This is a genomic window from Dactylosporangium cerinum (assembly GCF_042653625.1).
In the GTDB taxonomy this organism is placed as follows: domain Bacteria; phylum Actinomycetota; class Actinomycetes; order Mycobacteriales; family Micromonosporaceae; genus Dactylosporangium; species Dactylosporangium cerinum.
Genome location: NZ_JBHSIU010000054.1, coordinates 545,780 through 568,518, shown reverse-complemented (window position 1 = coordinate 568,518; position 22,739 = coordinate 545,780). Strand labels below are relative to the sequence as shown.

Here is a 22,739-nt window from a genome sequence, read left to right as displayed (position 1 = left end):
GGCGGTGGCGGCGGCGGTGGCCCGGGCCGCGGCGGTGGCGTCGCCTCGGGCGGCGGTGGTGGCCCAGGTGGTGGCCCCGCCCCGGGCGCCGGTGGCATCGGCCCGTGCGGCTGCGGTGGCGACGGTGCCGGCCCAGGTGGTTGCGTCGGCGGTGGTGGTGGTGTCTGCCCGGGTGGCGGTGGCGGCCCGGGTGGCGGTGGCGGCCCGGGTGGCGGTCCGGGCGGCGGTGGTGGCGTCGGCCCGGCTGGTGGTGGCGGTGGTGTGGTCCCGGGCAGCGGTGGTGATGTGGTCGCGGGCGTTGACGGCGGTGTCGGCCCGGGCGGCGGCGTGATCCCCGGGGAGAGCGGGACCTCGGTTCCCGGCGGCGGTGGCGAGGCACCGCGGGACGGGGTGGGAGCCTGCGCCCATCCGGCCGGCGGAGTGGTGGTCAGGGGCAGGTCCCGGACCGGCAACATCCAGCCGATTCCAGGAAAGGCCCCACCCGACCGTGGAGAACCCGGCCCGCCTGGGGATGGCCCGCCCGGAACGCCGGGTCCGCCGGGGTCGGTGGGCGGCGGTGGTGCGGCGGGTCCGTTGCGGGGTGGCGTAGGAGTGCCGGCCGGGCCGGGCGCGGCCGGGCCCGTCGGGACGGTCGGCAGCCGCTGCAGGTGGGCGACCATCCGGTCGACGACGGCGGCCAGCGCGCCTGGCTGGCTCAGGGTCTCGGCCAGCAGCAGCCGAAGCGCCGGCATCGTCAGGAACGCGCCGGCCAGCGGCCCGTCCAGACCCCGGACCGCGACGCCCGCCGGCATCGGGCCGCCGGCCGCCGGCATCGGGCCGCCGGCCGCCGGTGACGGCTGCGCTGGCGGCGAGGGCGGGGACAGGACGCGGGGCGGGCAGGTGTCGTCGGTCGGGCCGGGTGCGGTGTCGTCGCCGGGTCGGGGCCGATCGTCGTCACCCTCAGAGTGTGGCCCGGTGTGCACCGCATCCGCCGGACGTTCGTGACCATCGAGTTGACCTTGGAGACTTCGGCCCGCCAGGACCTGTCAAAGGCTCCAAGGTCAACCAGGAGACCGCGCGGTTACTCGAAACCGGGGCGGGCCAACGCGAGATGGCCGGCGGAGCCGGACAGGTCGAGCAGTTCGTCGACGGGGGTGCGGATGCCGAAGCGGTACGCCCGGTCGAACGCCGTCTCGCCCAGCGCGGCCCGCAGCGACTCCTCGGTCGCCTGGCGGGCCGGCAGCTCGCAGGCCGGCGTCGGGGCGCCGATCTCGTGCCGGATCACGTCGGCGGCGCCGAGCAGGGCCGCCGCGTGGGCCGGGTCGGCCAGGCGGCGTCGGGCCTCGGCGAAGGCCTCCAGGACGCTCGCGGAGCGCCACCGGTCACCGACCCGGCGATGAATGGACAGGCTGGCGCGCAACCGTTCGGCGGCGGACGGGACGGCGGCGTCGGCGAGGTCGACCCGGCCGAGGAGGTCCTGCGCCCAGCCGATGCCCTCCGGGAAGGACAGCTCCGTGAACCGGTCCAGGGCCTCGATCAGATGGCGGCGCGCCCCGCGCTGGTCGCCGCCGAAGTGGGCGACCGCGCCGAGGTGGGTCAGGGTCGAGGCGACCGACTCGTCGTCGGCCAGGTCATGGAACGCGGCCAGGCTCGTGTCCAGCAACGCGGCCGCCGCGGTGAAGTCGCCGGACAGCCACGCCGTCGCGCCCGCCAGTTGTGCGGCGCGGCCCTCGCCCCAGGCGTCGCCGGCCGTGCGGTACAGGTCCAGGGCCTCGTCGAGGAAGCGCCGGGAGCGTGGGTAGTCGGCGCGTTCCCGTTCGACGCTGCCCAGCAGGGTGAGCAGCCGGCCCCGGACCCGCACGTCGTCGGCTGGGGTCCCGGCGGCAAGGGCGCGCTCGGCGAGGGCGGCGGCGGCCGGGTAGTCGCAGTCGAGCATGGCCAGGGTCGCGGCGGCCGAACAGGCGGCGGCGTGGGTCTCCGGTGCCGCGTGGGGGCGGCGCGCGAGGGCGGTTGAGAGCCAGTCGCGGCCCTGGCGGTACACCCCGGTGAAATGCTGGAACGGTGCCAATGCGGTCGCCAGGCGCAGATCCTCGGCGGCGCCGCGGCCCGGCCGGCGGGCGAGCCACATCATGGCCGCGCGGAGGTTGTCCTGCTCGAGGGTGAGAATTCGCAGCAGGTCGCGCTGGCCCGGGCCGCGGATCCCGGCGGCGGCCTGCTCGGCGAGGTCGAGGAAGAACGCGGCGTGCGCGTCGCGGGCCGCGGCATCCTCGGTGGGGTCGTCGGCGAGGCGGTTGGCGGCGTACGCGGCGACCGTCTGCAACATCCGGCCCCGGGTGTCCTGCGGGTCGATCAGACAGCGTTCGGCGAGAGCGTCGAGCAGCCCGGGTCGAAACGCCGGCAGGACGGCGGCGGCCGCCGGGCTCCAACTGCCCTGGAAGACCGCGAGCTGCCGCAGCAGTGCCTGTTTGTCCGGCGACAGCAGTCGGTACGACCAGTCGAGCGCCGCCCGAAGCGTCCGATGATGCTCGGGGCCGGTCGCCTTCGCGTCGGCGAGGACCCGGAAGCGGTCGGTGAGCAGGCGGTGCACCTCGGGCACCGACAGCAGCGCGGCGCGGGCGGCGGCGAGCTCGATGGCGAGCGGCAACCCGTCCAGGGCCCGGCAGATCGTGGCCGCTCCGGACCGGTGCGCGGGCGGCAGCGGCCGTCCGGTGCGTTCGAACATCCGGGTCTCGAACAGCCGCAGCGCCGTGTCGTCGTCCAGCGGTGCGACGGTCACCACGGTCTCCTCGGGCAGGCCGAGCGGCTGCCGGCTGGTGACGAGGATTCGCAGGCCGGGCGTGGTGGCGAGGAGCTGGGCGGTGAGCGCGGCGACGGGTCCGGTGACGTGTTCGCAGTTGTCGAACAGGAGCACCGGCTCGTCGGTTCCGGCCGGATTGTGGGGTGCGGTCGGCTTGTGGGGTTCAGCCGGCTTGTCGGGCTCGGTCGGCTTCTTGGTGGCGAGCGCGGCGGCCAGCGTGTCGACGGCGTCGAGGTCCGGGCGCCTGGCCGCGCCGAACGCGTCGAGCACGAACCCGGCCGCGTCGCCCGCGGGATCCTGGCGATCGGTGTGCCCGCCGGTACGCATCGTGGTGAGATCAACGAACCAGACCGGCGCCGCGGCGGCGGCGACCGCGACGGCGAGCCGGGTCTTGCCGCTTCCGGCCGGTCCGACGAGTGACACCAGCCGACAGCCGGCGGTGAGCAGGCGGCCCGCGGCGCGCACCTCCGCGTCCCGGCCGACCAGGCTGGTCAGTGGGGCGGGCAGGGCCGCGGATTCCATCCGGGCACTGTACCGGCCCTGTTCAACCACCGGCACCAGCCGAAACGTCGCTGCGTGTCGCTGGCCGTCGGGGTCCTCACAAGGGTATTGATTGCGGGAGACCAACCGGGCCGACACATGACGGAGTTCGCGACGATGGCGTTTCTGGTGGAGATGCCCGACGGCGGGTTCCTGGAAGTCGAGGAGCGCGTCGACGTGGCACCCGACGATCTGTCCGTGATCGGCATCCTGGGCGCGTCGCCGCTGGAAGGGACGGGGCTGATCACGTTCGGGGCGGTGATCCGGGCCGGTCTCGACGAGGACCAGCAGGACGAGTTCGCCGACTGGATCTTCGACCGGGTGATGCTGTTCGCCGAGCTCGGTGGCGAGGTGGACGGCTGGGAACGGCTGGACGACGGCACCTGGCGGGTCGAGGCCCGCCGGCGCGAAGACTGAGGCCCGCCTTGGCCCGCTCGGGGCCGCAGACTGAGGCATAGACGGCTGTCACGCAAGGTGTGTCGGTGAGGTGTCCGGCACATGAACCCGGGTCACCTTCGAGGACGACCCGGGTTAGGCTGGGCGTCGATGACGATCGAGGTCCGTGGCGCCGGGCGCCACCTGCAGGTCGGCACCGCCACCGACATCGGCCGGCGGTATCCGGCCAATTTCGACGTGCTGCACACCGCGGAGCTGCAGCGCAGGCCCGGGCTGTGCGCAGTCGTCGCCGACGGCATGGGCGCCGGCGAGGGCAGCCGCACCGCCGGACGGACCGCCGTGGACGTCTTCACCACGGCCGTGCAGGAGCACCGGGGCCCGTTCGCCCCGCCGCCGCTGTTCGCCGCGGTCGCCGACGCGCAGCGGCAGGTCCGCGCCGCCGGCCAGACACTGCGGGAGCTGACCGGCTGCACCCTGACAGCCCTGGTCGCCGACGCCACCGGCGCGTGGGTGACGCAGATCGGCGATTCAAGGGTCTACCGACTCCGCGGCGGCCTGCTCGAACTGCTCACCATCGACCACACCGAGGCGTGGCTCGGCGCCGTGCACGGCTGGTATCCCGCGGATTCCCCGCAGGCCGAGGCGGCCCGCTACCAGCTGCACCGGTTCATCGGCCATCCCGGCCTGCCGGAGCCCGACGTCCTGAGCGTCACGATGTTCCCCGGCGACGTCTACTGCCTGTGCACGGACGGGATCGCCGAGCAGGTGCCGTATCAGCACATGGAGCGCACCCTGGGCTCGGGCGCGCCCCCGGACGTGATGGCCTCGGCCCTGGTCGCCGCATCCCTGGAGGCCGGCGGCCGCGACAACGCCACGGCCGTGGTCGTCAAGGTCTACTGACCCCGGCCCGGCGGATCGGTGATGACGGTGAGTGCCTCGACGGGTTGGCACGGCGCCGGCCCGTCCACGTTGGCGCGGCTCAGCTCACCAGCTCGTCGGCTGGCCGTTCGGCGGCGACGGTGAGTGCCTCGACGCGTTGGTGCAGCGCCGGCCGGTCCGCGTCGGGGGTGGCGTGGGCCCGGTTCAGATGACCAGTTCGGCGGGTGGCCGTTCGGCGGTCACCGTGAGTGCTTCGACGTGCCGGTGCGGTGCCGGCCCGTCCGCGTCCGGGGTGGCGTCGGCCTCGTCGGCCACGACCTCGAGCGCCGCCCACAGCACGGCAAGGGCGTCAGCGGAGCCGCTGACGTGCAGTGCCGGCCCACCACGCAGCTGCACGGCGAGTGCGCCGTCGCCGCGCTGCTGGACCAACGCGCCGTTGCGGATGCGCTGCTCGAACACGTCACCGGCGGCCCGCAGCCGCCCGGCCAGGTCCCGCAGCGCGGCCGGCGGGCCGGCCAGGTCGAACACGTCACCCGCGACCCGCAGGCGGCACGGCAGCTGATCATCCACGCCGCCCAACCTAACGCACGCCGCTCGGGCGCAGCCACGACGGCTCGCCGGACCTCCACGGTCGGGGCCACCACGCGCTCAACAGCGACCACTGCATGAACGACGTGATCGGAGTCGTGCACCGGCTGCGCGGACAGCCGGCCGGCGACTCCGGTCACCGGGGAGATCCACTCCCGGCGCAGCGCGCGCGGGCAGCAAGGCTGATCCGACATCGGAAGTGCCGGATCGGGCGGCGGGCACACGGCGTCGTCACCGGATGCCCACAACCCGAAGGATCCCCGGGCACCTGACCCGGAGATCGTTCGGCTTGTCGCGCCACCACCCGTCTGGCAAGACCGATCAGGGCGCCGGACCCGGCGCCGCCAAATAGGCGTCGACGCGATCAGTGCCTGAAGCCGCCGACGATCGACCGCAACTCCTCCGACATGCTCGTCAGCTCCGCCGCCGCCGTACGGATCGCCTGCGCGCCGTGCATCGTGTTGTCCGCGGCGTGCACCACCTCGCCGATGCCGCCGTTGATGCGGTCCGCGCCGCTCGCCGCCACGTTCAGGTCGCCCGCCATGCTGGTCGTGACCGCGCTCTAGCTCCTCGACCGCGGAGGCGATCGTGGTCTGGTACTCGTTGATCCGGCCGATCACCCGCGCGATCTCCGAGATCGACTCGACGGCGCTGGCGGTGTCGGTCTGGATCGCGCGGACCCGCTGGCCGATCTCCTCGGTGGCCTTCGCGGTCTCCTGGGCCAGGTCCTTGACCTCGCCGGCGACGACCGCGAAGCCCTTGCCGGCCTCGCCCGCGCGGGCCGCCTCGATGGTGGCGTTCAGGGCGAGGAGGTTCGTCTGCTCGGCGATCGACGTGATCACCTTGATGACGTCGCCGATCTCGGCCGAGGAGGAGCCGAGACGGACCATGATCTGCTCGGCGGCGGCGGACGCGTCGACGGCCTGGCCGGCCACGGAGGCCGCCTCGGAGGTGCTGACCGCGATCTCGCGGATCGAGGCGTTCATCTCCTCCGCGCCGGAGGCGACGGCCTGGACGCTGTTGGAGACCTCGTGCGAGGAGCCGCTGATCTTCGACACCTCGCCGGCGGTGCGTTCGTCGCCGTCGGCGAGGCCGCGGCTGGCGTTCTGCAGCTCGTCGGCGCGGGCGGCGAGGCTGGTGCTGCTGCTGGCGAGGGTCTTCACCGCGGTGCGCATCCGGGTCGTGGCCCGGCTCAGCGCCGCCGCCATCTGCCCGAGCTCGTTGTCCGCCGCGAACTGGGTCTCCCGGGTCAGGTCACCCTCGCCGACGGCGGTCAGCACGTCGCGGACCTGCAGCAGCGGCCTGAGGATCGCCTGCGCCAGCAGCATCGCGACGGCGATCGCGAGGATCAGCCCGCCGATGAGGACCACGGCGACCAGGAGCCGGGCCTGGTTGCGGGCGTCGTTGGCGTCGGCGAGCCGGGCCTGCGCGGTCGCGCGCGACACCTCGGCGAGCGTGCCGAGCACCTTGATCGCCTCCTCCGCCTTCGGCGCGACCTGCTTGATCAGGACGGGCTGCGCCTCGACGGTCTTCCCGGCGGCCATCAGGTCCTGCGCCTGTTTGAGCAGCGTCTTGTACTCGCCCCAGGTGGTGTTGAACTGATTGATCGTGTTCCGCTGGGCCGCGTCGAGGTCGCGGGTGGTGAACCGCTGGGCCGACTCCTCGATCCTGGCCGCGGCCGCCTCCCGTGACGCGTTGAACTGGGCCTTCACCGCGGGGTCGATGATCGTGTTCACGGCGGCGCCGAAGAAGCGGTACTGCCACACCGACTCGCGCAGATCGGCCGCGTCGGCGGCGGGGAGCAGCGCGCGGCTGTACATCGCGTCGGCGCTGTCCGCGACCTGCGAGATCTTGTACAACCCGATCCCGCCGACGGCGGCGGCCACCAGGCCTGCGACCGCCACCGCGATGATGATGTTGTGGCGCACCTTGAGCGACGCGAACCGACTCACCGGACTACCCCCCGGTTAGCTCTCCGACTGCTCCTATCGGTCCGCGGCGGCAGGAGATGAGCGTTAACCGACAAAGCGGTTCCGGCCGGACAGGACGGCGAAGACCGCCATGACGGCCGTCAATGCGCACAGGACCGCGATGGGCAGCGTCCATGAGCCGCTGCCGTCCCGCAGCGCGCCGAACAGGACCGGGCCGACGGCGGCGAGGGCGTACCCACCGGTCTGCGCCATCCCGGACAGCGCCGCGGCCTGCGCGTGGTCCCTGGTGCGCAGGCTGAACAGCGACAGGCAGACCACCAGGATCCCGCCGGCGCCGAACCCGGTCACCACGATCGACACCAGCGCCCAGGCGGCGGTCCACGGCAGCCATTGCAGCCCGGCGGTGCCGAAGCCGATGCAGGCGACCCCGACCAGCCCGACGAGCCGCTGGTCCGGCATCCGGTGCAGCGCGACCGGGGTGACGAGGTTCGCGGCGACGGCGGCGGCGAGGTACGCGAACAGGTGCCACCCGGCGGCCTGCGCCGGGATGCCATGGTCGCGTTCCAGCGACGGCAGCCAGGTGATGAGCACGTAGAACGCCATGGATTGCAGCCCCATGAACGCCGTCAGCTGCCACCCGAGCGCGGTCCGCCACGGTGGTCGTCGTCCGGCGGCGGGCGCGTCGATGGTCGCGCTGCGTGTTTTCGCTGCTGCGGGGGTACGGCTGGCAAACCCGCCGCCGGCAACGGGGCGCGCGGCGTCGGTATCGGCCGCCGTGGCGCCCGCGACGGAGGACGGGCCGGGTGCGGCGGCCGGTGCGGGGCGGATCACGCGCGGCAGCCAGGCGACCGCCGCCACCGCAACCAGCGCCACCCAGCAGGCGAGTCCCGCCCGCCATCCGCCGGTGAGTGCGGCGAGCGGCACCGCCGTGCCCGACGCAACCGCCGCCACCACACTCTGCGTCGCCGAGTATCCGCCGGACAGCTGCGCCACCCGCGTCGGGTGGTCGCGTTTGACGAGGCTCGGCAGCAGGACGTTGAACCCGGCGATCGCCGCGCCGACCGCCGCCGTGCCCAGCCACAGCGCGACCGGCACCGGGGTGGAGCGCACCGCGATCCCGGTGGCGAGGACGGCGACCGCCAGGCCGAGGGCGCGTTCCAGGCCGATCCGCCGGGCGACCAGCGGCGCCACGGGGGAGAAGCCGGCGAACGCCAGCAGCGGCAGCGTCGTGAGCAGGCCCGCGGCCGCCCCCGACAGGTGCTCCGAGGCGCGGATCTCCGCGACGAGCGGCCCGACCGCGGTCAGCGGTGCCCGGCCGACCGCGCCCAACAGCAGGATGCCGCCGACGCGCCGGTTCACAGCGAGGCGGCGATCATCCGCAGCGCCTCGGCCAGGTCACGGCCCGTAGGGGCGTTGGCCGGGTCGATCAGCCACTGGGTGAGCACGCCGCTGATCAGGGCCTGGTAGAACGAGCCGAGCTGGAACGCCTTCTGCGGCTCGGTGGCGATGTCGACGCCGTGGAACACCGAGGCCCACAGCCCGCGGGCGTCCTGCATGCCCTCGGAGATCATGGCCCGGATCGCCGGCGCGTGCTCCATCTGCACGAACGCGTCGAACGACGCCAGGAACGCGGGACGGTGCGCGGCGATCGAGGCGATCACGCTGTTCCAGTACGCCTCGAAGCGCGGCAATCCACGCAGCCCCTCGGCGTTCGTGCTCAGCAGCGCGGTGGCCAGCTGCCTGCCCCAGTCCTCGAGCGCCTTCTCCAGGGCCGCGTTGAGCAGGGCCTCGGTCGAGCCGTAGTGGTACCCGATCGAGCCGAGGTTGGTGCCGGACGCGGCGACGATGTCGCGGGCGGTGGTCCGCCCGTAGCCCTTCTCGTAGATGCAGCGCACGGCGCCGTCGAGAAGGTCCTCGCGATGTCCCATGGTCCAGATCCTAGGGTCTATACAAGCGTATAAGACGAATGTATATTTCTCAGCCATGGACATCCTGATCTCCGGCGCGAGCGTCGCCGGCCCCTCCCTCGCCCTCTGGCTGCATCGCGCGGGACACCGCGTCACCGTCGTGGAGCGGGCGCCCGCGCTGCGTGGCGGCGGCTACGCGGTGGACTTCCGCGGGCGGGTCCACCTGGAGGTTCTGCGGCGGATGGGCCTGCTGGAGGCGATGCGGGCGCGGGCCACGCACATGGGCGACATCGCGATCGTCGACCGGCACGACACGGTCAAGGCCACCCTGCCGTCGGCCATCTTCAGCGGCGACCTGGAGCTGCTGCGCGGCGACCTCGGCGCGGTGCTCTACGACGCGACCAGGGACGACGTCGACTACGTCTTCGGCGACTCGATCGCCTCGATCACGCAGGACGCAACCGGCGTCGACGTCACCTTCGAGCGCGCCGCGCCCGCCCGGTTCGACCTGGTCGTCGGCGCGGACGGGGTCAACTCCAAGGTGCGCGAACTGGTCTTCGGCCCGGTGCCGCAGCGCTCCCTCGGCGTGTACGGCTGCATCTTCACGATGGCCAACGAGTTCGGCCTGGACCACGCCGGCCTCATGTACAACGAGCCCCGCCGGACCGTGACCATCGGCGGCGTCGATCCGCAGAAGGCGGTGATCTCGCTCTTCTTCACCGCCGACGGCCTCGAACACGACCGGCGCGACGTCGAGCAGCAGCGGCGCATCGTCGCCGACGCGTTCGCCGGCACCGGCTGGAAGGTGCCGCGGCTGCTCGAGGCCATGCGCACCGCACCGGACTTCTGGTTCGACTCCACCACCCAGATCCGGATGGAGCGCTGGTCACGCGGCCGCGTGGTGCTGGTCGGCGACGCCGGCTATGCGGGTGGCCCGGGCGGCAACGGCACCGGCCTCGCGGTCGTCGGTGCTCACGTCCTGGCCGGTGAGCTCGCCGGACTCCCGTTCGAGCGGGCGTTCGAGGGGTACGAGCAGCGCCTGCGCCCCTACGTCGAGACCTGCCAGAAGCAGGCGTCCGGGGGTTCGGACTTCCTGGTGCCCGCCACCGAGAAGAAAATCGCTCAGCGGGACCGGTTCTTCCGCACGATCCGCTACCTGCCGCCGGTGAAACACCTGTTCAGGCACCTTGCCACCCGCACCGCCACCGCCTTCGACCTGCCCGACTACGGTGGCCTGGATCACACGCGGGACCTTTCCGGGAACAGAGGGAACCTTTTGTAACTTAAGCCTGACACGCTCAACCCACACTGATGGCAGGTGTCAGACATGGCTACTCTTCCGGTTCTTCCACTGACCGACGACGTCCTGCTCCCCGGCATGGTCATCCCCGTCACGCTCGACGCCACCACCCAGGCGGCCGTCGACGCGGCCCGGTCCGCCGGTGACAAGCGCGTCCTCGCCGTCCCGCGGGTCGACGGCGAATACGGCTCCTTCGGCGTCGTGGCCGTCCTCGAGAAGGTCGGCCGGCTGCCCAGCGGCGAGCCCGCGGCGGTCGTGCGCGGCCTGTCCCGGGCCCGTATCGGCGCCGGCGTCCCCGGCCCCGGCGCGGCGTTGTGGGTCGAGGCCACCCTGCTCGACGAGCCCGCCCCCGCCGGCAAGGCGAAGGAGCTGGCCCGGGAGTACAAGGCGCTCGTCATCGGCGTGCTCCAGGAGCGCGGCGCGTGGCAGGTCATCGACACCGTCGAGCGGATGACGGACCTGTCCGAGCTCGCCGACTCCGCCGGCTACGCGCCGTGGCTGACCCTGGAGCAGAAGATCCAGCTCCTCGGTGCCGCCGACGTCACCGCCCGGCTCGAGCTGCTCGTCGAATGGGCCCGTGTCCACGCGGCCGAGCAGCAGGTCAACGAGAAGATCAACCACGACGTGCGCGAGGGCCTGGAGAAGACCCAGCGCGAGTTCCTGCTGCGCCAGCAGCTCGCCGCGATCCGCAAGGAGCTCGGCGAGGACGAGCCGTCCGGCTCGGCCGACTACCGCACCCGGGTCGCCGAGGCGACGCTGCCGGACGTCGTGCGCGAGGCGGCGGAGCGTGAGGTCGGCCGCCTGGAGCGGGCCAGCGACCAGTCGCCGGAGGCGGGCTGGATCCGCACCTGGCTCGACACGGTGCTGGAGATGCCGTGGGACGTGCGCACCACCGACAACACCGATCTGGCTGAGGCCCGCGCGATCCTCGACGCCGATCACGCCGGCCTGGCCGACGTGAAGGACCGCATCCTGGAATACCTCGCGGTCCGCAACCGGCGTGCGGCGCTGGGCAAGGAGGTCGTCGGCGGCCGTGGCTCCGGCGCCGTGCTCGCGCTCGCCGGCCCGCCCGGGGTCGGCAAGACCAGCCTCGGCGAGTCCGTCGCCCGGGCCCTGGGTCGCAAGTTCGTGCGGGTCTCCCTCGGCGGCGTCCGCGACGAGGCCGAGATCCGCGGCCACCGCCGCACCTACGTCGGCGCGCTGCCCGGCCGGATCGTCCGCGCCCTGCGCGAGGCCGGCTCGATGAACCCGGTCGTGCTCCTCGACGAGGTCGACAAGCTCGCCGTCGGCTACGCCGGCGACCCGGCCGCAGCCCTGCTCGAGGTCCTCGACCCGGCGCAGAACCACACGTTCCGCGACCACTACCTCGAGGTCGACCTCGACCTGTCCGACGTGCTGTTCCTGGCCACCGCCAACGTGGTGGACACCATCCCCGGCCCGCTGCTGGACCGCATGGAGCTGGTGACCCTGGACGGCTACACCGAGCAGGAGAAGGTCGCCATCGCCCGGGACCACCTGTGGCCCCGGCAGCTGGACCGTGCCGGTCTGACCGCCGACGAGGTCACGATCAGCGACCGTGCGCTGGGCGCGATCGCCGCCGAGCACACCCGCGAGGCGGGCGTCCGGCAGCTGGAGCGGGCCCTGGCGAAGGTCCTGCGCAAGGTCGCGGTCGCCTACGCCGACGAGCCCGTCCACGTCGACGACGTGGTGCGCTACCTGGGACGGCCCCGGTTCACCCCGGAGTCGGCCGAGCGCACCGCCGTCCCCGGCGTGGCGACCGGTCTCGCCGTCACCGGCGCCGGCGGCGACGTGCTCTTCATCGAGGCCACCTCGATGGAGGGTGACCCCGGCCTGACCCTGACCGGCCAGCTCGGCGACGTCATGAAGGAGTCGGCCCACATCGCGCTGTCCTACCTGCGCTCCAACGGCCGTCGCCTCGGCATCGACCCGAACGAGCTCGCCGCCCGCCGCATCCACCTGCACGTCCCGGCGGGCGCGGTGCCGAAGGACGGCCCCAGCGCCGGCATCACGATGGTCACGGCGCTCGCGTCCCTGGCCACCGGGCGTGCCGTCCGCCCCGAGTTCGGCATGACGGGCGAGGTCACCCTCGCCGGCCGGGTCCTGCCGATCGGCGGGGTCAAGCAGAAGCTCCTGGCCGCGCACCGGGCCGGCCTCACCGAGGTCATCATCCCGAAGCGCAACGAGCCCGACCTGGACGACCTGCCGGAGGAGGTGCGTTCACAGCTGACCGTGCACGCCCTCGCCGACGTCGCCGACGTGCTCGCCCTGGCCCTGCGCCCCGCCGACGTCGCGACCCTGGTGACGACCGGCTGACCGACGACGAACCCGCCGCCCGCCTAATACGGGGGCGGCGGGTTCGTCGTGCGGATCTGCTCCAGCATCCGGCGCTGGACCCGGCGGTCGTACCCGTCGGCGTCCGTAGTGATCATCGACCACGGGTCGGCGCAGTCGCCCTCGTGGGAGGCGTCCGGGCACAGCACGTCGACGAGCCTCCCGGTGAGCGTGTCGATGTCCGCCGGGTTGACCAGCACGTTGATGGTGATCCGGTAGAGCCGGTGGCCCGGCGGCACGGCCTGCAGCTCGGGGCGGGTCCGCGGCACCTGTTTCTTCCTGGGCATGTCGGTCCTCCACACCACTCGCGGGACGGCTGACAGTAACAGCCCGGGGCACCCGCGGGGCGGGCCTCGGCAGGCGGCGCGGCGACGTAGGCTCGTCTGCGTGCCGAGCCGGAACAGGACCCCAGCAGCCGCCGAACCCACCACCGCAGCACCCGTGAAGAAGGCGGTGGCGAAGAAGGCGGCAGCGCCGAAGGTGGCCGCCGTCGCGGCGACCGCTGCCGCCGCGACGAAGGCGGTGGCGAAGAAGGCGCCGGTCAAGAAGCCCTCGAAGGCGGCCGTGGTCGTGGTGCCGGCCGGGCCGGACCTCGAGCAGACCCGGCGGGCGCGGCGCATCCTGCGGCTGCTCACCACCAGGTATCCGGACCCGGTCCTCGAGCTGGACTTCGCGTCGCCGCTGCAGTTGCTCGTCGCCGCCGTCCTCGCCGCGCAGACCCTCGACGAGCGGGTCAACCTCGTGACCCCGGCCCTGTTCGCCAGGTATCCGACCGCCGCGGACCTCGCGGCGGCCGAGCCGGCGGAGATGGAGGAGATCCTCCAGCCCGTCGGGTACTACCGGAAGAAGACCCAGATCGTCATGAAGCTCGCGGCGACCCTCGTCGAGCGGCACGGCGGCGAGGTGCCCGGCACGTTCGAGGAGCTCGTCGAGCTGCCCTGGGTGGGCCGCAAGACGGCCAACATGGTGCTCGGCAACGCGTTCTCGGTGCCGGCGATCTCCGTCGACACGCACGTCGGCCGGGTCGCGCACCGGCTCGCCTGGGGGCCGGAGAACGACGTCGAAGGCACCGAGGCCGCCATCGCGGCGCTGTTCGACCAGAAGGACTGGGTGTCGGTCAACCTGCTGCTGATCCTGCACGGCCGGCGCACCTGCCACTCCCGCAAGCCGGCCTGCGGCGCCTGCCCCCTCGCCGAGGACTGCCCGTCGATCGGCCTGGACGGCAAGGGCGAGCTCGACCCGGAGAAGGCCCGCGCCCTGCTGAAGTGACCGCCGATGGCAGACTGCTCCGGTGCGATTCGCCGAGTTCGACGTCCTGCTGCAGCAGGCGTTGCGGCGGTACGCGGCCCTCGAGCGCGACGGTGACGTCGCCGTCTTCGACCACTGGCGGGCCACCGAGGCGGACCTGATGCGGGTCCAGCGGTGGCTGGGCGTGCGGCTGCCGGAGCAGTATCGGGGGTTCCTGCTGCGGTACGGTGCCGGCCGCTTCCTGTTCGTCGAGCTCCTCCCGGCCGACGAGGGCCGCCGCTGGGTCGAGACGCTCCTCGGGGCCAACGAGGCCGGCAGCGGGTTCGTCGCCGTCGCGCCGGTCGGCACCGGCGACTACTGGGGCTTCGTCGTCCACGACGGGATCTGTGAGGACGCGGTGAGCTTCCGGTATCACGAGGACGGCGCCGTCGAACCCGCCGCGGACGACTTCCTGGAGTTCGTCGCCACGGAAGGGCTGCGCGTTGGCAGGTGAACCGTTCGGCATCGGCTCCGGCGTGTGGCCGGGCCTGGCGAAGGTCGCGGAGGAGGCCGGCGAGCTGCTCCAGGTCGTCGGCAAGCTGGTGGCCACCGGCGGCCACCCCGAGCACTACGACGGCTCCGACCTGCGTGCGCGGCTGGTGGAGGAGTGCGGCGACCTGCTCGCCGCGATCGGGTACCTGACCGCCGCCAACGGCATCGAGGCCGAGGTGGCGCGGCGGGCGTCCGGCAAACGCGAGATCTTCGACGGCTGGCACCGGCGGGAGGCGATCGTCAAGCCCCCCGGCCCTCACGATCACCCACCCGCCGGTCCGCCCGATCAGACCTCCGCGGTGGGCCCGTAGACCTACGAAGACCGCCGAGGCCCATGGAGGGTTGCGTCGCGGGTCACATCGGCACAGCATTGACACATGCCGACACCCCACCTTGAGCGGGTCGCCTGGGACGGTGCCCGGACGATCGTGCGGGCCTGCGCGGACCGCGAGTGGGCCACCTGGTTCGCCAACTGGATCAACGCACAGGCCGGGCCGCCGTTCGGGCAGCTGGTGATGGAGTGCCGGGGGCGGCTCGTCGCCGGCTACGGCTACGAGGCCGCGGCGCTGGAGGCCGGCAGGTGGCGGGTGCAGCTCGGCGACCTGATGCGGGAGCGCCCCGACCTGGTCGAGCCGCTCGCCGAGGTCGTGCGCGAAGCCGCGGACCGCATGCGCAGCGCCGCCTGACCGGAGCGGGCTCCGGAAGCTATCTGAGCGCCGGTTGGCGGGTCTCGCGCTGCGCGGACTCCACCACCTCGCCGCGGGTGTCGCCGAGCCACACGACTGGGTTGAGGGGCGTGCCGACCCGGCTCAGCAGTCCCGTCTCGTCGGTCCACGCCACCAGCGGGACCGGTTGCACGTGCTCGGTCTGCCAGCCGATGACGCGGCCGGCCTGGATCTCGTCGTCGGCGGCCGTGGCCAGCCACAACACCTGGGTCTGCGGGATGATCGTCATGCACACGGTGATGCCCCGGCGACGGAAGGTGTAATCACCTCATGGCTGACTGAGTGCTCCAAGCCACACCAGAACGCCATTGGGTGAACGGTCGTTGGGGGGCCGGGGATAGTTTGTGTGGAGAAGCACACCCGCCGCTGCCGCAGGAGAAGTCTGATGAGCGAGTCCGTGAACGTAACCGTGACCGGTGCCGCCGGCCAGATCGGCTACGCGCTGCTGTTCCGCATCGCGTCCGGTCAGCTGCTCGGCGCCGACACCCGCGTCAAGCTGCGCCTGCTGGAGATCCCGCAGGCCGCCCGCGCCGCCGAGGGCACCGCGCTGGAGCTCCAGGACGGCGCGTTCCCGCTGCTCGCCGGCGTGGACGTGTTCGACGACCCGAAGCAGGCGTTCTCGGGCGCCAACGTCGCGCTGCTCGTCGGTGCCCGCCCCCGCACCAAGGGCATGGAGCGCGGCGACCTGCTCGAGGCCAACGGCGGCATCTTCAAGCCGCAGGGTGAGGCGATCAACGCCGGCGCCGCCGAGGACATCAAGATCCTGGTCGTGGGCAACCCCGCCAACACCAACGCCCTCATCGCCCAGCGCAACGCCCCCGACGTGCCCGCGGACCGGTTCACCGCGATGACCCGCCTGGACCACAACCGGGCCGTGGCGCAGCTGTCGCAGCGGCTGAGCGTGCCGGTCTCGGAGATCCGCAAGGTCACCATCTGGGGCAACCACTCGGCCACGCAGTTCCCGGACATCCTGCACGCCGAGGTCGCCGGCCGCAACGCCGCCGAGGCCGTCGGTGACCAGCAGTGGTATGCCGACGAGTTCATCCCGCGGGTCGCCAAGCGCGGCGCGGAGATCATCGACGTGCGTGGCGCGTCGTCGGCCGCGTCCGCCGCGTCAGCCGCCATCGACCACGTCTTCGACTGGGTCAACGGCACCCCCGAGGGTGACTGGACGTCGGTGGCGCTGCCGTCCGACGGCTCCTACGGCGTGCCGGAGGGCCTGATCTCCTCGTTCCCCGTGGTGTCCCGCGGCGGCAAGTGGGAGATCGTGCAGGGGCTGGACATCGACGCGTTCTCCCGGGCCCGCATCGACGCGTCCGTCGCCGAGCTCGCCGAGGAGCGCACCGCCGTGGAGCGCCTCGGTCTGATCTGAGCGAAAGCGACGAGCAAGAGCAGAAAGCCGCCGGCCCGCCCACCCCGCACGGTGGGCGGGCCGACGTGTCTCAGCGCCGCTGCGTGAACAGCGTCAGTGCGGGGTGCGGCCGAGCTTCATACTTTTCCTTCCCTGGTGACGACCTCGTGACACCCGATCGGCGCCATCGTTCGCGGCGGGTGGCGCGGAGCGGTACCGTCTGGTCCGACGGACGACGTTGAAGGAGATCACGAGTGAAGCTGGATGCCGAGGCGCGGCAGCGGCTCAGTGCGTTCCTGGGGACGCACGAGGAGCCGATCGTGCGGCAGTGGACGGAAGTGGCCGCCCGCACCCTGCGCGGCCGGCTCACGAACACCGAGCTGACCCGGCAGGTCCGCGACGTGTACGGCTCGCTGCAGGGCGTGCTGACCGCGGAGGGCGACGGTGAGGTCGCGGGCGCTGCGAGCGGCGAGTCGCGGGCGGCCCTCGCGGAGCTGTCCCGGGCGTGGGCGCGGCAGGGCTTCACGCCCAGCGAGACCGCGACGCTCGTGTTCACCGTCAAGGAGGTCGTGCTCGGTCTCACCGAGTCCGGCCAGGCGGACCTGTCGACCACCGACTTCCTGCTGCTGTCGCTGGTCGTCGACGACATGGGGCTGTTCACGTTCGAGAGCTACACCAAGACCCGCGAGTCGGTGATCGCCGATCAGACCGAGCAGCTCCTGGAGCTCTCCACGCCCGTGGTGAAGCTGTGGGACGGGGTCGTGGCGGTGCCGCTGGTCGGCACGCTGGACTCCGCCCGCGCCCAGGTGGTCATGGAGAAGCTGCTGCAGACCCTGGTCGACACCGGTTCCGGCTTCGCGATCGTCGACATCACCGGCGTGCCGGCGGTCGACACGCAGGTGGCGCAGCACATCCTGAAGACGGTCGTGGCGGCCCGGCTGATGGGCGCGGAGTGCATCATCTCCGGCATCCGCCCGCAGATCGCGCAGACGGTCGTCGCGCTCGGCATCGAGTTCGGTGACATCGTGACGAAGTCCAACCTCGCCGACGCGTTGCTGCACGCGTTGCGCGCGAGCGGCGTCGAGGTGGTCCGCCGATCGAACCGCGGGGTTCTGTGATGGATCGCGTTCCCGTCCTGAAGATCGGCGAGATCCTGCTGGTCTCGATCCAGATCGATCTCGACGACCAGACCGCGCTGCAACTTCAGGAGGACCTGTCCGACCGGATCGTGGAGACCGGCGCGCACGGTGTCGTGATCGACATCTCCGCGCTGGAGATCGTCGACTCGTTCATCGGCCGGATGCTGTCCACGATCGCGGCCGTGTCCCGGGTCCTGGACGCGGAGACCGTCGTCGTCGGCATGCGCCCCGCGGTCGCGATCACGCTGGTCGAGCTGGGCCTGTCGCTCAACGGCGTGCGCACCGCGCTCAACGTCGACAAGGCGCTGGAGATCCTGGCCGAGGCGAAGCAGGTGCGCGGTGTGGGAGTGCTGAGCGTGCGCGGCTCCGACGACGTGCCCCTATGACGGAGCCGCAGGAGCCCCAGCGGCTGCCGATCACAGACGACAAGGACGTGGTGAGGGTGCGCCAGGCGGTCCGGGTGATCGCGCTCGCGGCGAAGCTGCCGCTGGTCGACCAGACGAAGCTGGTGACCGCTGCGAGCGAGCTGGCCCGCAACACCCTGATCCACGGCGGTGGCGGGCATGCCCTCGTCGGGCAGGTGCACAACGGGCGCCGGGCCGGGGTCCGTGCCGAGTTCGTCGACACCGGAGCCGGCATCGCCGACCTGGACCTGGCCTTCACCGACGGCTACACCACCGGCAGCGGCCTGGGACTCGGGCTGAGCGGCTCGCGCCGCCTCGTCGACGAGTTCGAGATCGTCACCGCCGCCGGGGAGGGCACCCGGATCACGGTGACCAAGTGGGCACGGTGACGCCGCCGGACCTGGTGCCCCTGGTCGAGGAGCTCGGCTGGATTCCTGTCGACGAGGCCGGTGCGGCGGGTGTCGCGCGCCGCGTCGCGGTCGACTGTGCCCGCCGGCTCGGCTTCAGCGAGGAGCGCACCGGTGAGGTCGCGATCGTCGCCGCCGAGCTGGCGAGCAACCTGCACCGTCACGCGGACGTCGGTTCGCTGTCGGTGCGCTGCCTGCGGGCCGGCCCGGTCGGCGGGGTCGAGCTCGTCGCCGTCGACAGTGGTCCCGGCATGGCCGACATGATTTTCAGCGGAGCCGACGGCACGTCCACCGCCGGCACCCTCGGCATCGGGCTCGGCGCGGTGCGCCGGCTGTCGAGCCACTCCGGCGGATACTCGCTGCCCGGCCGCGGCACGGTGCTGGCCGCGCAGTTGTGGCCCGGCCGCGACGCCGTCGGCACGCCGGTTGTCGCGGGCCTGACCCGGCCGATCGCGGGCGAGGCCGTGTGCGGGGACCGGTGGGCGGCGCAGGAACGCGACGGCGCGCTGCTGCTGCTGGTCGCCGACGGCCTCGGGCACGGATCCCTCGCGGCGGCCGCCGCGAACGCCGTCGTCGACGCGTTCCTCGCCAGTGAGCTCGACGCACCCGCTGCGATCGTGCAGCACCTGCACCGGGTCGTGTCGCACACCCGCGGCGCGGCGGTCTCGGTGGTCCGCGTCGACGGCGCCGCGGTCCGGTTCGCCGGTCTCGGCAACGTGGCCGGCACGATCGCGTTCCCCGACGGGGCCCGCCGCAGCATGGTCAGCATGCCCGGCATCGTCGGGCACCAGTCCCGCGGCGTGCGTGAGTTCGGCTACGAACTGCCGCCGGAGGCGGTGGTGGTGCTGCACTCCGACGGGGTGTCGGACCGGTGGAGCCTGAAGGACTATCCGGGGCTCAGCCGGCAGGACCCGCTGCTGATCGCGGGCACGCTGCTGCGCGACGCGGGGGTGCGCCGCGACGACGCCTGCGTGGCGGTGGTGCGACCGTGATCGATGACTGGACGCCGCCGCCGGAGCCGCTGCTGCGGATGACGCTGCACGGCGACCAGGACGTGTTCGTGCTGCGCCAGCGCGGCCGGGAGGTCGCCGCGGCCGTCAGGATGGAGCATCAGGACCAGGTCAGGGTCGCCACCGCCCTCAGCGAGATCGGCCGGCACGCCATCGGCGCCACCGTGACGTTCACCGCCGAGGTTTCCGCGAGGCCGCGGCTGGTCATCGTGGTAGAAGCGGACGGCATCGGGGTCAGTCCGCCCGAGGGCACTGCCGCGGCGGGTCGGCTGATGGACGAGGTGCAGGTGGAACGGGACCGGATCAGCCTGACGCGCAGGCTGCCTGCCCAGGTGGGCCCGGAGCGGCTGGCCGAGGCGCGGCAGGAGCTGGCCGCCAGCCGGCCGACGACCGCACTGGACGAGCTCAGCGTGCAGAACCGGCAGCTGGTCACCGCCCTGGAGGAGGTCCAGGCACACCGCGACGAGCTGCTCACCCTCAACGCGGAGCTGGAGGAGACCAACCGCGGTGTGATGGCGCTGTACACGCAGCTGTCCGAGGAGCTGGAGCAGACCAACCAGGGGGTCGTCGCCCTGTACGCGGAGCTGGACGAGCGCTCCGCCCAGCTGCGCGAGGCCAACGAGGCGAAGAGCCGCTTCCTCGCCAACGTGTCGCACGAGCTGCGCGCCCCGGTCACCGCCATCATCGGGCTGACCCGGCTGCTGCTCGACCCGCGGTCCGAGCCGCTCACCACCGACCAGACCCACCAGCTGGGGCTGGTCCAGAGCTCCGCGGCGGACCTGCTCGCCCGCGTCAACGACCTGCTGGACCTGGCGAAGGCCGAGTCCAACCGGATCGATGCGGACTGGGCGCCGGTCGACCTCGCCGCGGTCTTCGGCCAGCTGCGCGGCACGCTGCGCCCCCTGGCCAAGCCCGGGGTCCGGCTGGAGATCGTCGAGCCGGACCAGGTCGACCTGATCACCGACGAGCTGTTGCTCACCCAGATCCTGCGCAACCTGCTCACCAACGCGCTGAAGTTCACCGACGCCGGCAGCGTCGAGATGAGCGCGCTGGTGCTGGACGGCCGGCTGCACATCGCCGTCCTCGACACCGGCATCGGCATCCCGTTCGCCGAGCAGCGCCGCGTCTTCGACGAGTTCCACCAGGTGCGCGGCGCGCATCAGGCGGGTGGGACCGGGCTCGGGCTGCCCTACGCGCGGCGGCTCGCGACCCTGCTCGGCGGCGGGCTGAGCATGGTCAGCGAGCCGGGGGAGGGCAGCACCTTCACCCTGGACCTGCCGCTGCGCCCGGCGCCCGAGGAGGACCTCGACCTGCCGCACGTGCCGGCGGTCCTGGTCGTGGACGACGAGGCCGCCGCCCGGCAGGTGCTGCGCGAGCACCTTGCCGGCATCGCCGGGACGGTGCACGAGGCGGCCGACGTCCGGTCCGCCCTTGCGATCGCGACCCGCGAGCACCCGTCGGTGATCTTCCTGGACCTGCGGATGCCCGGCGGTGACGGCGGTGAGCTGATCGCCGCGCTCGCCGCGGTGCCCGAGCTGGCAGGCATCCCCGTGGTCGTGGTGACCGGCGCCGACGTGGGCCACGTGCCCGGCGCCACCGCGGTCCTGGGCAAGCCCACCCTGAGCAGGAGGGTCGTCGCCGACCTGGTCGCCCGGGTGACGGCGTGATCGGGGAGGCTGCCGCCGACATTCTCGTCGTCGACGACAGCCCCTCGAAGCGCTACGTCATCACCAGCTGGCTGCGTCGTGACGGGCACCGGGTCATCGAGGCCGCGACCGGCCTGGAGGCGCTGCGGCTGCTGCACGGCGGTCCGGACGGCGCCGCGCTGCACGCCGAGCTGGTCGTGCTCGACGTGCGGCTGCCCGACATCGACGGCTTCGAGGTCGCCGAACGCATCAAGGAGGACCCGCGGACCACCGCCGTCCCGGTGATCCACATCTCGGCGACCGCCGTGCACGTGGTCGACCGGACGCAGGGGCTCAACCGCGGCGCCGACGCGTACCTCGCCGAGCCGATCGATCCGGACGAGCTGCTCGCCACGGTCCGGGCGAAGTTGCGGGAGTACCGGGCCCGCCGCCGGGCCGAGCGCCTCGCCGGGCGGCTCACCCGCCTCGTGGACACCACCACGTTGTTCAACGCCGCGACCACCCTGCCGGATCTGCTGGTGGCCGCGACCTCCGGCGCCGCCCGGGTGTTCGAGGGACCGGCCGCCGTCGCCGCCGGATCCGAGGAGACCGGTCCGATCGCGGTGCAGGTCGATGCCGTGGACGGCGATCCGCAGCTGCGTGCGGCCATGCGGGGGCCCTACGATCACGATCCGCTCGACGGGCAGGCCGGCACCGTGCTGTTCCGGCAGGAGACCGGCCCGTGGTGGCCGGGCGCGGTGTGGCGGGTGGTCGCCCGGGCCAAGCCGGGCCGGGAGCCGCTGCACGTCGCGGTGCCTGCCGACGGGTTCAGCGACGACGACGCCGACCTGCTGCGCCAGTTCGGCCAGGCCGTGGCCCTGGCGGTGGAGGCGCTGCGCAGCTACGACGAGGAGCGCCGCACCGCGCTGACCCTGCAGCAGAGCATGCTGCCGCAGCGCAAGCCGTCGGTGCCGGGGGTGCAGCTCGCGGTGCGGTACCAGCCGGCCAGCGAGCACGCGTCGGTCGGCGGCGACTTCTACGAGCTCCTGCTGCTGGACGGGCACCTCGTCGCGGCGATCGGCGACGTCGCCGGGCACTCGCTGCGGGCCGCCACGATCATGGCCGAGGTCCGGCACGCGCTGCGGGCGTACCTGGTCGAGGACGCCGCGCCCGGGCCCACCATGGAGCGGCTCAACCGGATGCTGCTGCGGTTGCTGCCGGAGGAGATCGCCACGATGTGCCTGCTGCGCATGGACCCGGCGACCGGTGCGGTGCGGCTCACCAACGCCGGGCACCCGCCGCCGCTGCTGGTCCGAGACCGGCGGGTCACCCAGGTCGAGGGCCGGGTGGCGCTGCTGGGCGTGCCGACCCCGCACGACGAGGAGATCGCGCTGACGCTGGTGCCGGGTGACACCCTGGTCCTGGTCACCGACGGGCTGATCGAGTCGCGCGGGCACACCTTCAACGAGGGCCTCGAGGCGCTGTGTGTCGCGGTCGCCGACGTCGAGGCGGACCTGGAGCAGTTCTGCGACCGGCTGCTCAGCGACCTCGGCGCGGGTTCCCGCGACGACGACGTGGCGCTGCTGGTGATCCGCCGGGTGGATTTTCCCTGAACCGGTTGCACCGTGCC

23 protein-coding genes are annotated in these 22,739 nt (G+C 73.0%); 16 read left to right on the top strand and 7 right to left on the bottom strand.

Annotated elements, in window-relative coordinates; all coding sequences use genetic code 11:
* The coding region (locus ACFPIJ_RS40755) for a hypothetical protein (RefSeq protein ID WP_380123706.1) at positions 1-408 on the bottom strand (408 nt) is incomplete at its 3' end.
* Positions 409-647: 239 nt separating this feature from the next.
* On the opposite strand from ACFPIJ_RS40755, the gene ACFPIJ_RS40750 reads away from it, so the two are divergent.
* Entirely contained in the window at positions 648-833 is a 186-nt protein-coding gene (locus ACFPIJ_RS40750) for a hypothetical protein (RefSeq protein WP_380123703.1), read from the top strand.
* 227 nt (positions 834-1,060) lie between these two features.
* On the opposite strand, the gene ACFPIJ_RS40745 is transcribed toward ACFPIJ_RS40750, so the two are convergent.
* Positions 1,061-3,298, bottom strand: coding sequence for an ATP-binding protein (locus tag ACFPIJ_RS40745; RefSeq protein WP_380123701.1), 2,238 nt, complete (start codon positions 3,296-3,298; stop codon positions 1,061-1,063).
* Positions 3,299-3,415: 117 nt separating this feature from the next.
* On the opposite strand from ACFPIJ_RS40745, the gene ACFPIJ_RS40740 reads away from it, so the two are divergent.
* Positions 3,416-3,733 carry a hypothetical protein gene (locus tag ACFPIJ_RS40740; RefSeq protein ID WP_380123699.1) on the top strand — a complete coding sequence of 106 codons (318 nt, stop codon included), beginning with the start codon at positions 3,416-3,418 and terminating at the stop codon, positions 3,731-3,733.
* Between the two features lie 129 nt (positions 3,734-3,862).
* Positions 3,863-4,612, top strand: coding sequence for a PP2C family protein-serine/threonine phosphatase (locus ACFPIJ_RS40735; protein ID WP_380123696.1), 750 nt, complete (start codon positions 3,863-3,865; stop codon positions 4,610-4,612).
* Between the two features lie 218 nt (positions 4,613-4,830).
* On the opposite strand, the gene ACFPIJ_RS40730 is transcribed toward ACFPIJ_RS40735, so the two are convergent.
* The 3 genes from ACFPIJ_RS40730 to ACFPIJ_RS40720 all read right to left on the bottom strand — a co-directional run bounded on the left by ACFPIJ_RS40730 (position 4,831) and on the right by ACFPIJ_RS40720 (position 9,038).
* Entirely contained in the window at positions 4,831-7,131 is a 2,301-nt protein-coding gene (locus tag ACFPIJ_RS40730) for a methyl-accepting chemotaxis protein (protein ID WP_380123694.1), read from the bottom strand.
* 63 nt (positions 7,132-7,194) lie between these two features.
* Complete coding sequence (locus tag ACFPIJ_RS40725; RefSeq protein ID WP_380123692.1) at positions 7,195-8,469, bottom strand: MFS transporter; 1,275 nt, start codon at positions 8,467-8,469, stop codon at positions 7,195-7,197.
* The gene (locus tag ACFPIJ_RS40720) at positions 8,466-9,038 is read right to left on the bottom strand and encodes a TetR/AcrR family transcriptional regulator (RefSeq protein WP_380123690.1); all 573 of its coding nucleotides are present in this window, start codon (positions 9,036-9,038) and stop codon (positions 8,466-8,468) included. Before ACFPIJ_RS40720 ends, ACFPIJ_RS40725 begins: the two co-directional genes overlap by 4 nt.
* Before the next feature lie 55 nt (positions 9,039-9,093).
* On the opposite strand from ACFPIJ_RS40720, the gene ACFPIJ_RS40715 reads away from it, so the two are divergent.
* Both ACFPIJ_RS40715 and lon read left to right on the top strand, forming a co-directional pair.
* A complete protein-coding gene (locus ACFPIJ_RS40715) occupies positions 9,094-10,299 on the top strand; it encodes an FAD-dependent monooxygenase (RefSeq protein ID WP_380123688.1) in 1,206 nt (401 codons plus the stop codon).
* Positions 10,300-10,344: 45 nt separating this feature from the next.
* Positions 10,345-12,651: an endopeptidase La gene (gene lon, locus ACFPIJ_RS40710; protein WP_380123687.1), complete on the top strand. Its 2,307-nt coding sequence runs from the start codon at positions 10,345-10,347 to the stop codon at positions 12,649-12,651.
* A 23-nt stretch (positions 12,652-12,674) separates the two neighbouring features.
* On the opposite strand, the gene ACFPIJ_RS40705 is transcribed toward lon, so the two are convergent.
* Complete coding sequence (locus ACFPIJ_RS40705; protein ID WP_380123685.1) at positions 12,675-12,956, bottom strand: FliH/SctL family protein; 282 nt, start codon at positions 12,954-12,956, stop codon at positions 12,675-12,677.
* Between the two features lie 100 nt (positions 12,957-13,056).
* Between ACFPIJ_RS40705 and nth the strand changes: the two genes are divergently transcribed.
* The 4 genes from nth to ACFPIJ_RS40685 all read left to right on the top strand — a co-directional run bounded on the left by nth (position 13,057) and on the right by ACFPIJ_RS40685 (position 15,134).
* Complete coding sequence (gene nth / locus ACFPIJ_RS40700) at positions 13,057-13,938, top strand: endonuclease III (RefSeq protein ID WP_380123683.1); 882 nt, start codon at positions 13,057-13,059, stop codon at positions 13,936-13,938.
* Positions 13,939-13,960: 22 nt separating this feature from the next.
* Positions 13,961-14,410: an SMI1/KNR4 family protein gene (locus tag ACFPIJ_RS40695; RefSeq protein ID WP_203852247.1), complete on the top strand. Its 450-nt coding sequence runs from the start codon at positions 13,961-13,963 to the stop codon at positions 14,408-14,410.
* Positions 14,400-14,759, top strand: a complete 360-nt coding sequence (locus ACFPIJ_RS40690; RefSeq protein ID WP_380123681.1) for a nucleoside triphosphate pyrophosphohydrolase family protein — start codon at positions 14,400-14,402, stop codon at positions 14,757-14,759. The genes ACFPIJ_RS40695 and ACFPIJ_RS40690 overlap by 11 nt, the downstream gene beginning before the upstream one ends.
* 66 nt (positions 14,760-14,825) lie before the next feature.
* Entirely contained in the window at positions 14,826-15,134 is a 309-nt protein-coding gene (locus tag ACFPIJ_RS40685) for a hypothetical protein (protein ID WP_380123679.1), read from the top strand.
* Between the two features lie 19 nt (positions 15,135-15,153).
* On the opposite strand, the gene ACFPIJ_RS40680 is transcribed toward ACFPIJ_RS40685, so the two are convergent.
* Positions 15,154-15,402, bottom strand: coding sequence for a hypothetical protein (locus ACFPIJ_RS40680; protein ID WP_380123677.1), 249 nt, complete (start codon positions 15,400-15,402; stop codon positions 15,154-15,156).
* Between the two features lie 156 nt (positions 15,403-15,558).
* On the opposite strand from ACFPIJ_RS40680, the gene ACFPIJ_RS40675 reads away from it, so the two are divergent.
* The 7 genes from ACFPIJ_RS40675 to ACFPIJ_RS40645 all read left to right on the top strand — a co-directional run bounded on the left by ACFPIJ_RS40675 (position 15,559) and on the right by ACFPIJ_RS40645 (position 22,722).
* Positions 15,559-16,545 (top strand): malate dehydrogenase, encoded by a 987-nt coding sequence (locus ACFPIJ_RS40675; protein WP_380123675.1) that lies wholly within the window; start codon positions 15,559-15,561, stop codon positions 16,543-16,545.
* Positions 16,546-16,778: 233 nt separating this feature from the next.
* Complete coding sequence (locus ACFPIJ_RS40670; protein WP_380123673.1) at positions 16,779-17,642, top strand: STAS domain-containing protein; 864 nt, start codon at positions 16,779-16,781, stop codon at positions 17,640-17,642.
* Complete coding sequence (locus ACFPIJ_RS40665) at positions 17,642-18,049, top strand: STAS domain-containing protein (RefSeq protein ID WP_380123672.1); 408 nt, start codon at positions 17,642-17,644, stop codon at positions 18,047-18,049. The genes ACFPIJ_RS40670 and ACFPIJ_RS40665 overlap by 1 nt, the downstream gene beginning before the upstream one ends.
* Positions 18,046-18,456, top strand: coding sequence for an ATP-binding protein (locus tag ACFPIJ_RS40660; protein ID WP_380123670.1), 411 nt, complete (start codon positions 18,046-18,048; stop codon positions 18,454-18,456). The genes ACFPIJ_RS40665 and ACFPIJ_RS40660 overlap by 4 nt, the downstream gene beginning before the upstream one ends.
* Positions 18,444-19,466 (top strand): ATP-binding protein, encoded by a 1,023-nt coding sequence (locus tag ACFPIJ_RS40655; RefSeq protein WP_380123668.1) that lies wholly within the window; start codon positions 18,444-18,446, stop codon positions 19,464-19,466. Before ACFPIJ_RS40660 ends, ACFPIJ_RS40655 begins: the two co-directional genes overlap by 13 nt.
* Entirely contained in the window at positions 19,463-21,151 is a 1,689-nt protein-coding gene (locus ACFPIJ_RS40650) for an ATP-binding protein (RefSeq protein WP_380123666.1), read from the top strand. The genes ACFPIJ_RS40655 and ACFPIJ_RS40650 overlap by 4 nt, the downstream gene beginning before the upstream one ends.
* Positions 21,148-22,722, top strand: coding sequence for a SpoIIE family protein phosphatase (locus tag ACFPIJ_RS40645; RefSeq protein ID WP_380123664.1), 1,575 nt, complete (start codon positions 21,148-21,150; stop codon positions 22,720-22,722). The genes ACFPIJ_RS40650 and ACFPIJ_RS40645 overlap by 4 nt, the downstream gene beginning before the upstream one ends.
* Positions 22,723-22,739 lie beyond the last annotated feature (17 nt).

What these genes read in the sequence shown, in the direction of transcription:
- ACFPIJ_RS40675 (WP_380123675.1), top strand. Translation starts at nt 15,559, where the DNA reads ATGAGCGAGTCCGTGAACGTAACCGTGACCGGTGCCGCCGGCCAGATC.
- ACFPIJ_RS40685 (WP_380123679.1), top strand. Translation starts at nt 14,826, where the DNA reads ATGCCGACACCCCACCTTGAGCGGGTCGCCTGGGACGGTGCCCGGACG.
- ACFPIJ_RS40660 (WP_380123670.1), top strand. Translation starts at nt 18,046, where the DNA reads ATGACGGAGCCGCAGGAGCCCCAGCGGCTGCCGATCACAGACGACAAG.
- ACFPIJ_RS40735 (WP_380123696.1), top strand. Translation starts at nt 3,863, where the DNA reads ATGACGATCGAGGTCCGTGGCGCCGGGCGCCACCTGCAGGTCGGCACC.
- ACFPIJ_RS40745 (WP_380123701.1), bottom strand. Translation starts at nt 3,298, where the DNA reads ATGGAATCCGCGGCCCTGCCCGCCCCACTGACCAGCCTGGTCGGCCGG.
- ACFPIJ_RS40665 (WP_380123672.1), top strand. Translation starts at nt 17,642, where the DNA reads ATGGATCGCGTTCCCGTCCTGAAGATCGGCGAGATCCTGCTGGTCTCG.
- ACFPIJ_RS40705 (WP_380123685.1), bottom strand. Translation starts at nt 12,956, where the DNA reads ATGCCCAGGAAGAAACAGGTGCCGCGGACCCGCCCCGAGCTGCAGGCC.
- ACFPIJ_RS40740 (WP_380123699.1), top strand. Translation starts at nt 3,416, where the DNA reads ATGACGGAGTTCGCGACGATGGCGTTTCTGGTGGAGATGCCCGACGGC.
- ACFPIJ_RS40715 (WP_380123688.1), top strand. Translation starts at nt 9,094, where the DNA reads ATGGACATCCTGATCTCCGGCGCGAGCGTCGCCGGCCCCTCCCTCGCC.
- ACFPIJ_RS40720 (WP_380123690.1), bottom strand. Translation starts at nt 9,038, where the DNA reads ATGGGACATCGCGAGGACCTTCTCGACGGCGCCGTGCGCTGCATCTAC.
- lon (WP_380123687.1), top strand. Translation starts at nt 10,345, where the DNA reads ATGGCTACTCTTCCGGTTCTTCCACTGACCGACGACGTCCTGCTCCCC.
- ACFPIJ_RS40680 (WP_380123677.1), bottom strand. Translation starts at nt 15,402, where the DNA reads ATGACGATCATCCCGCAGACCCAGGTGTTGTGGCTGGCCACGGCCGCC.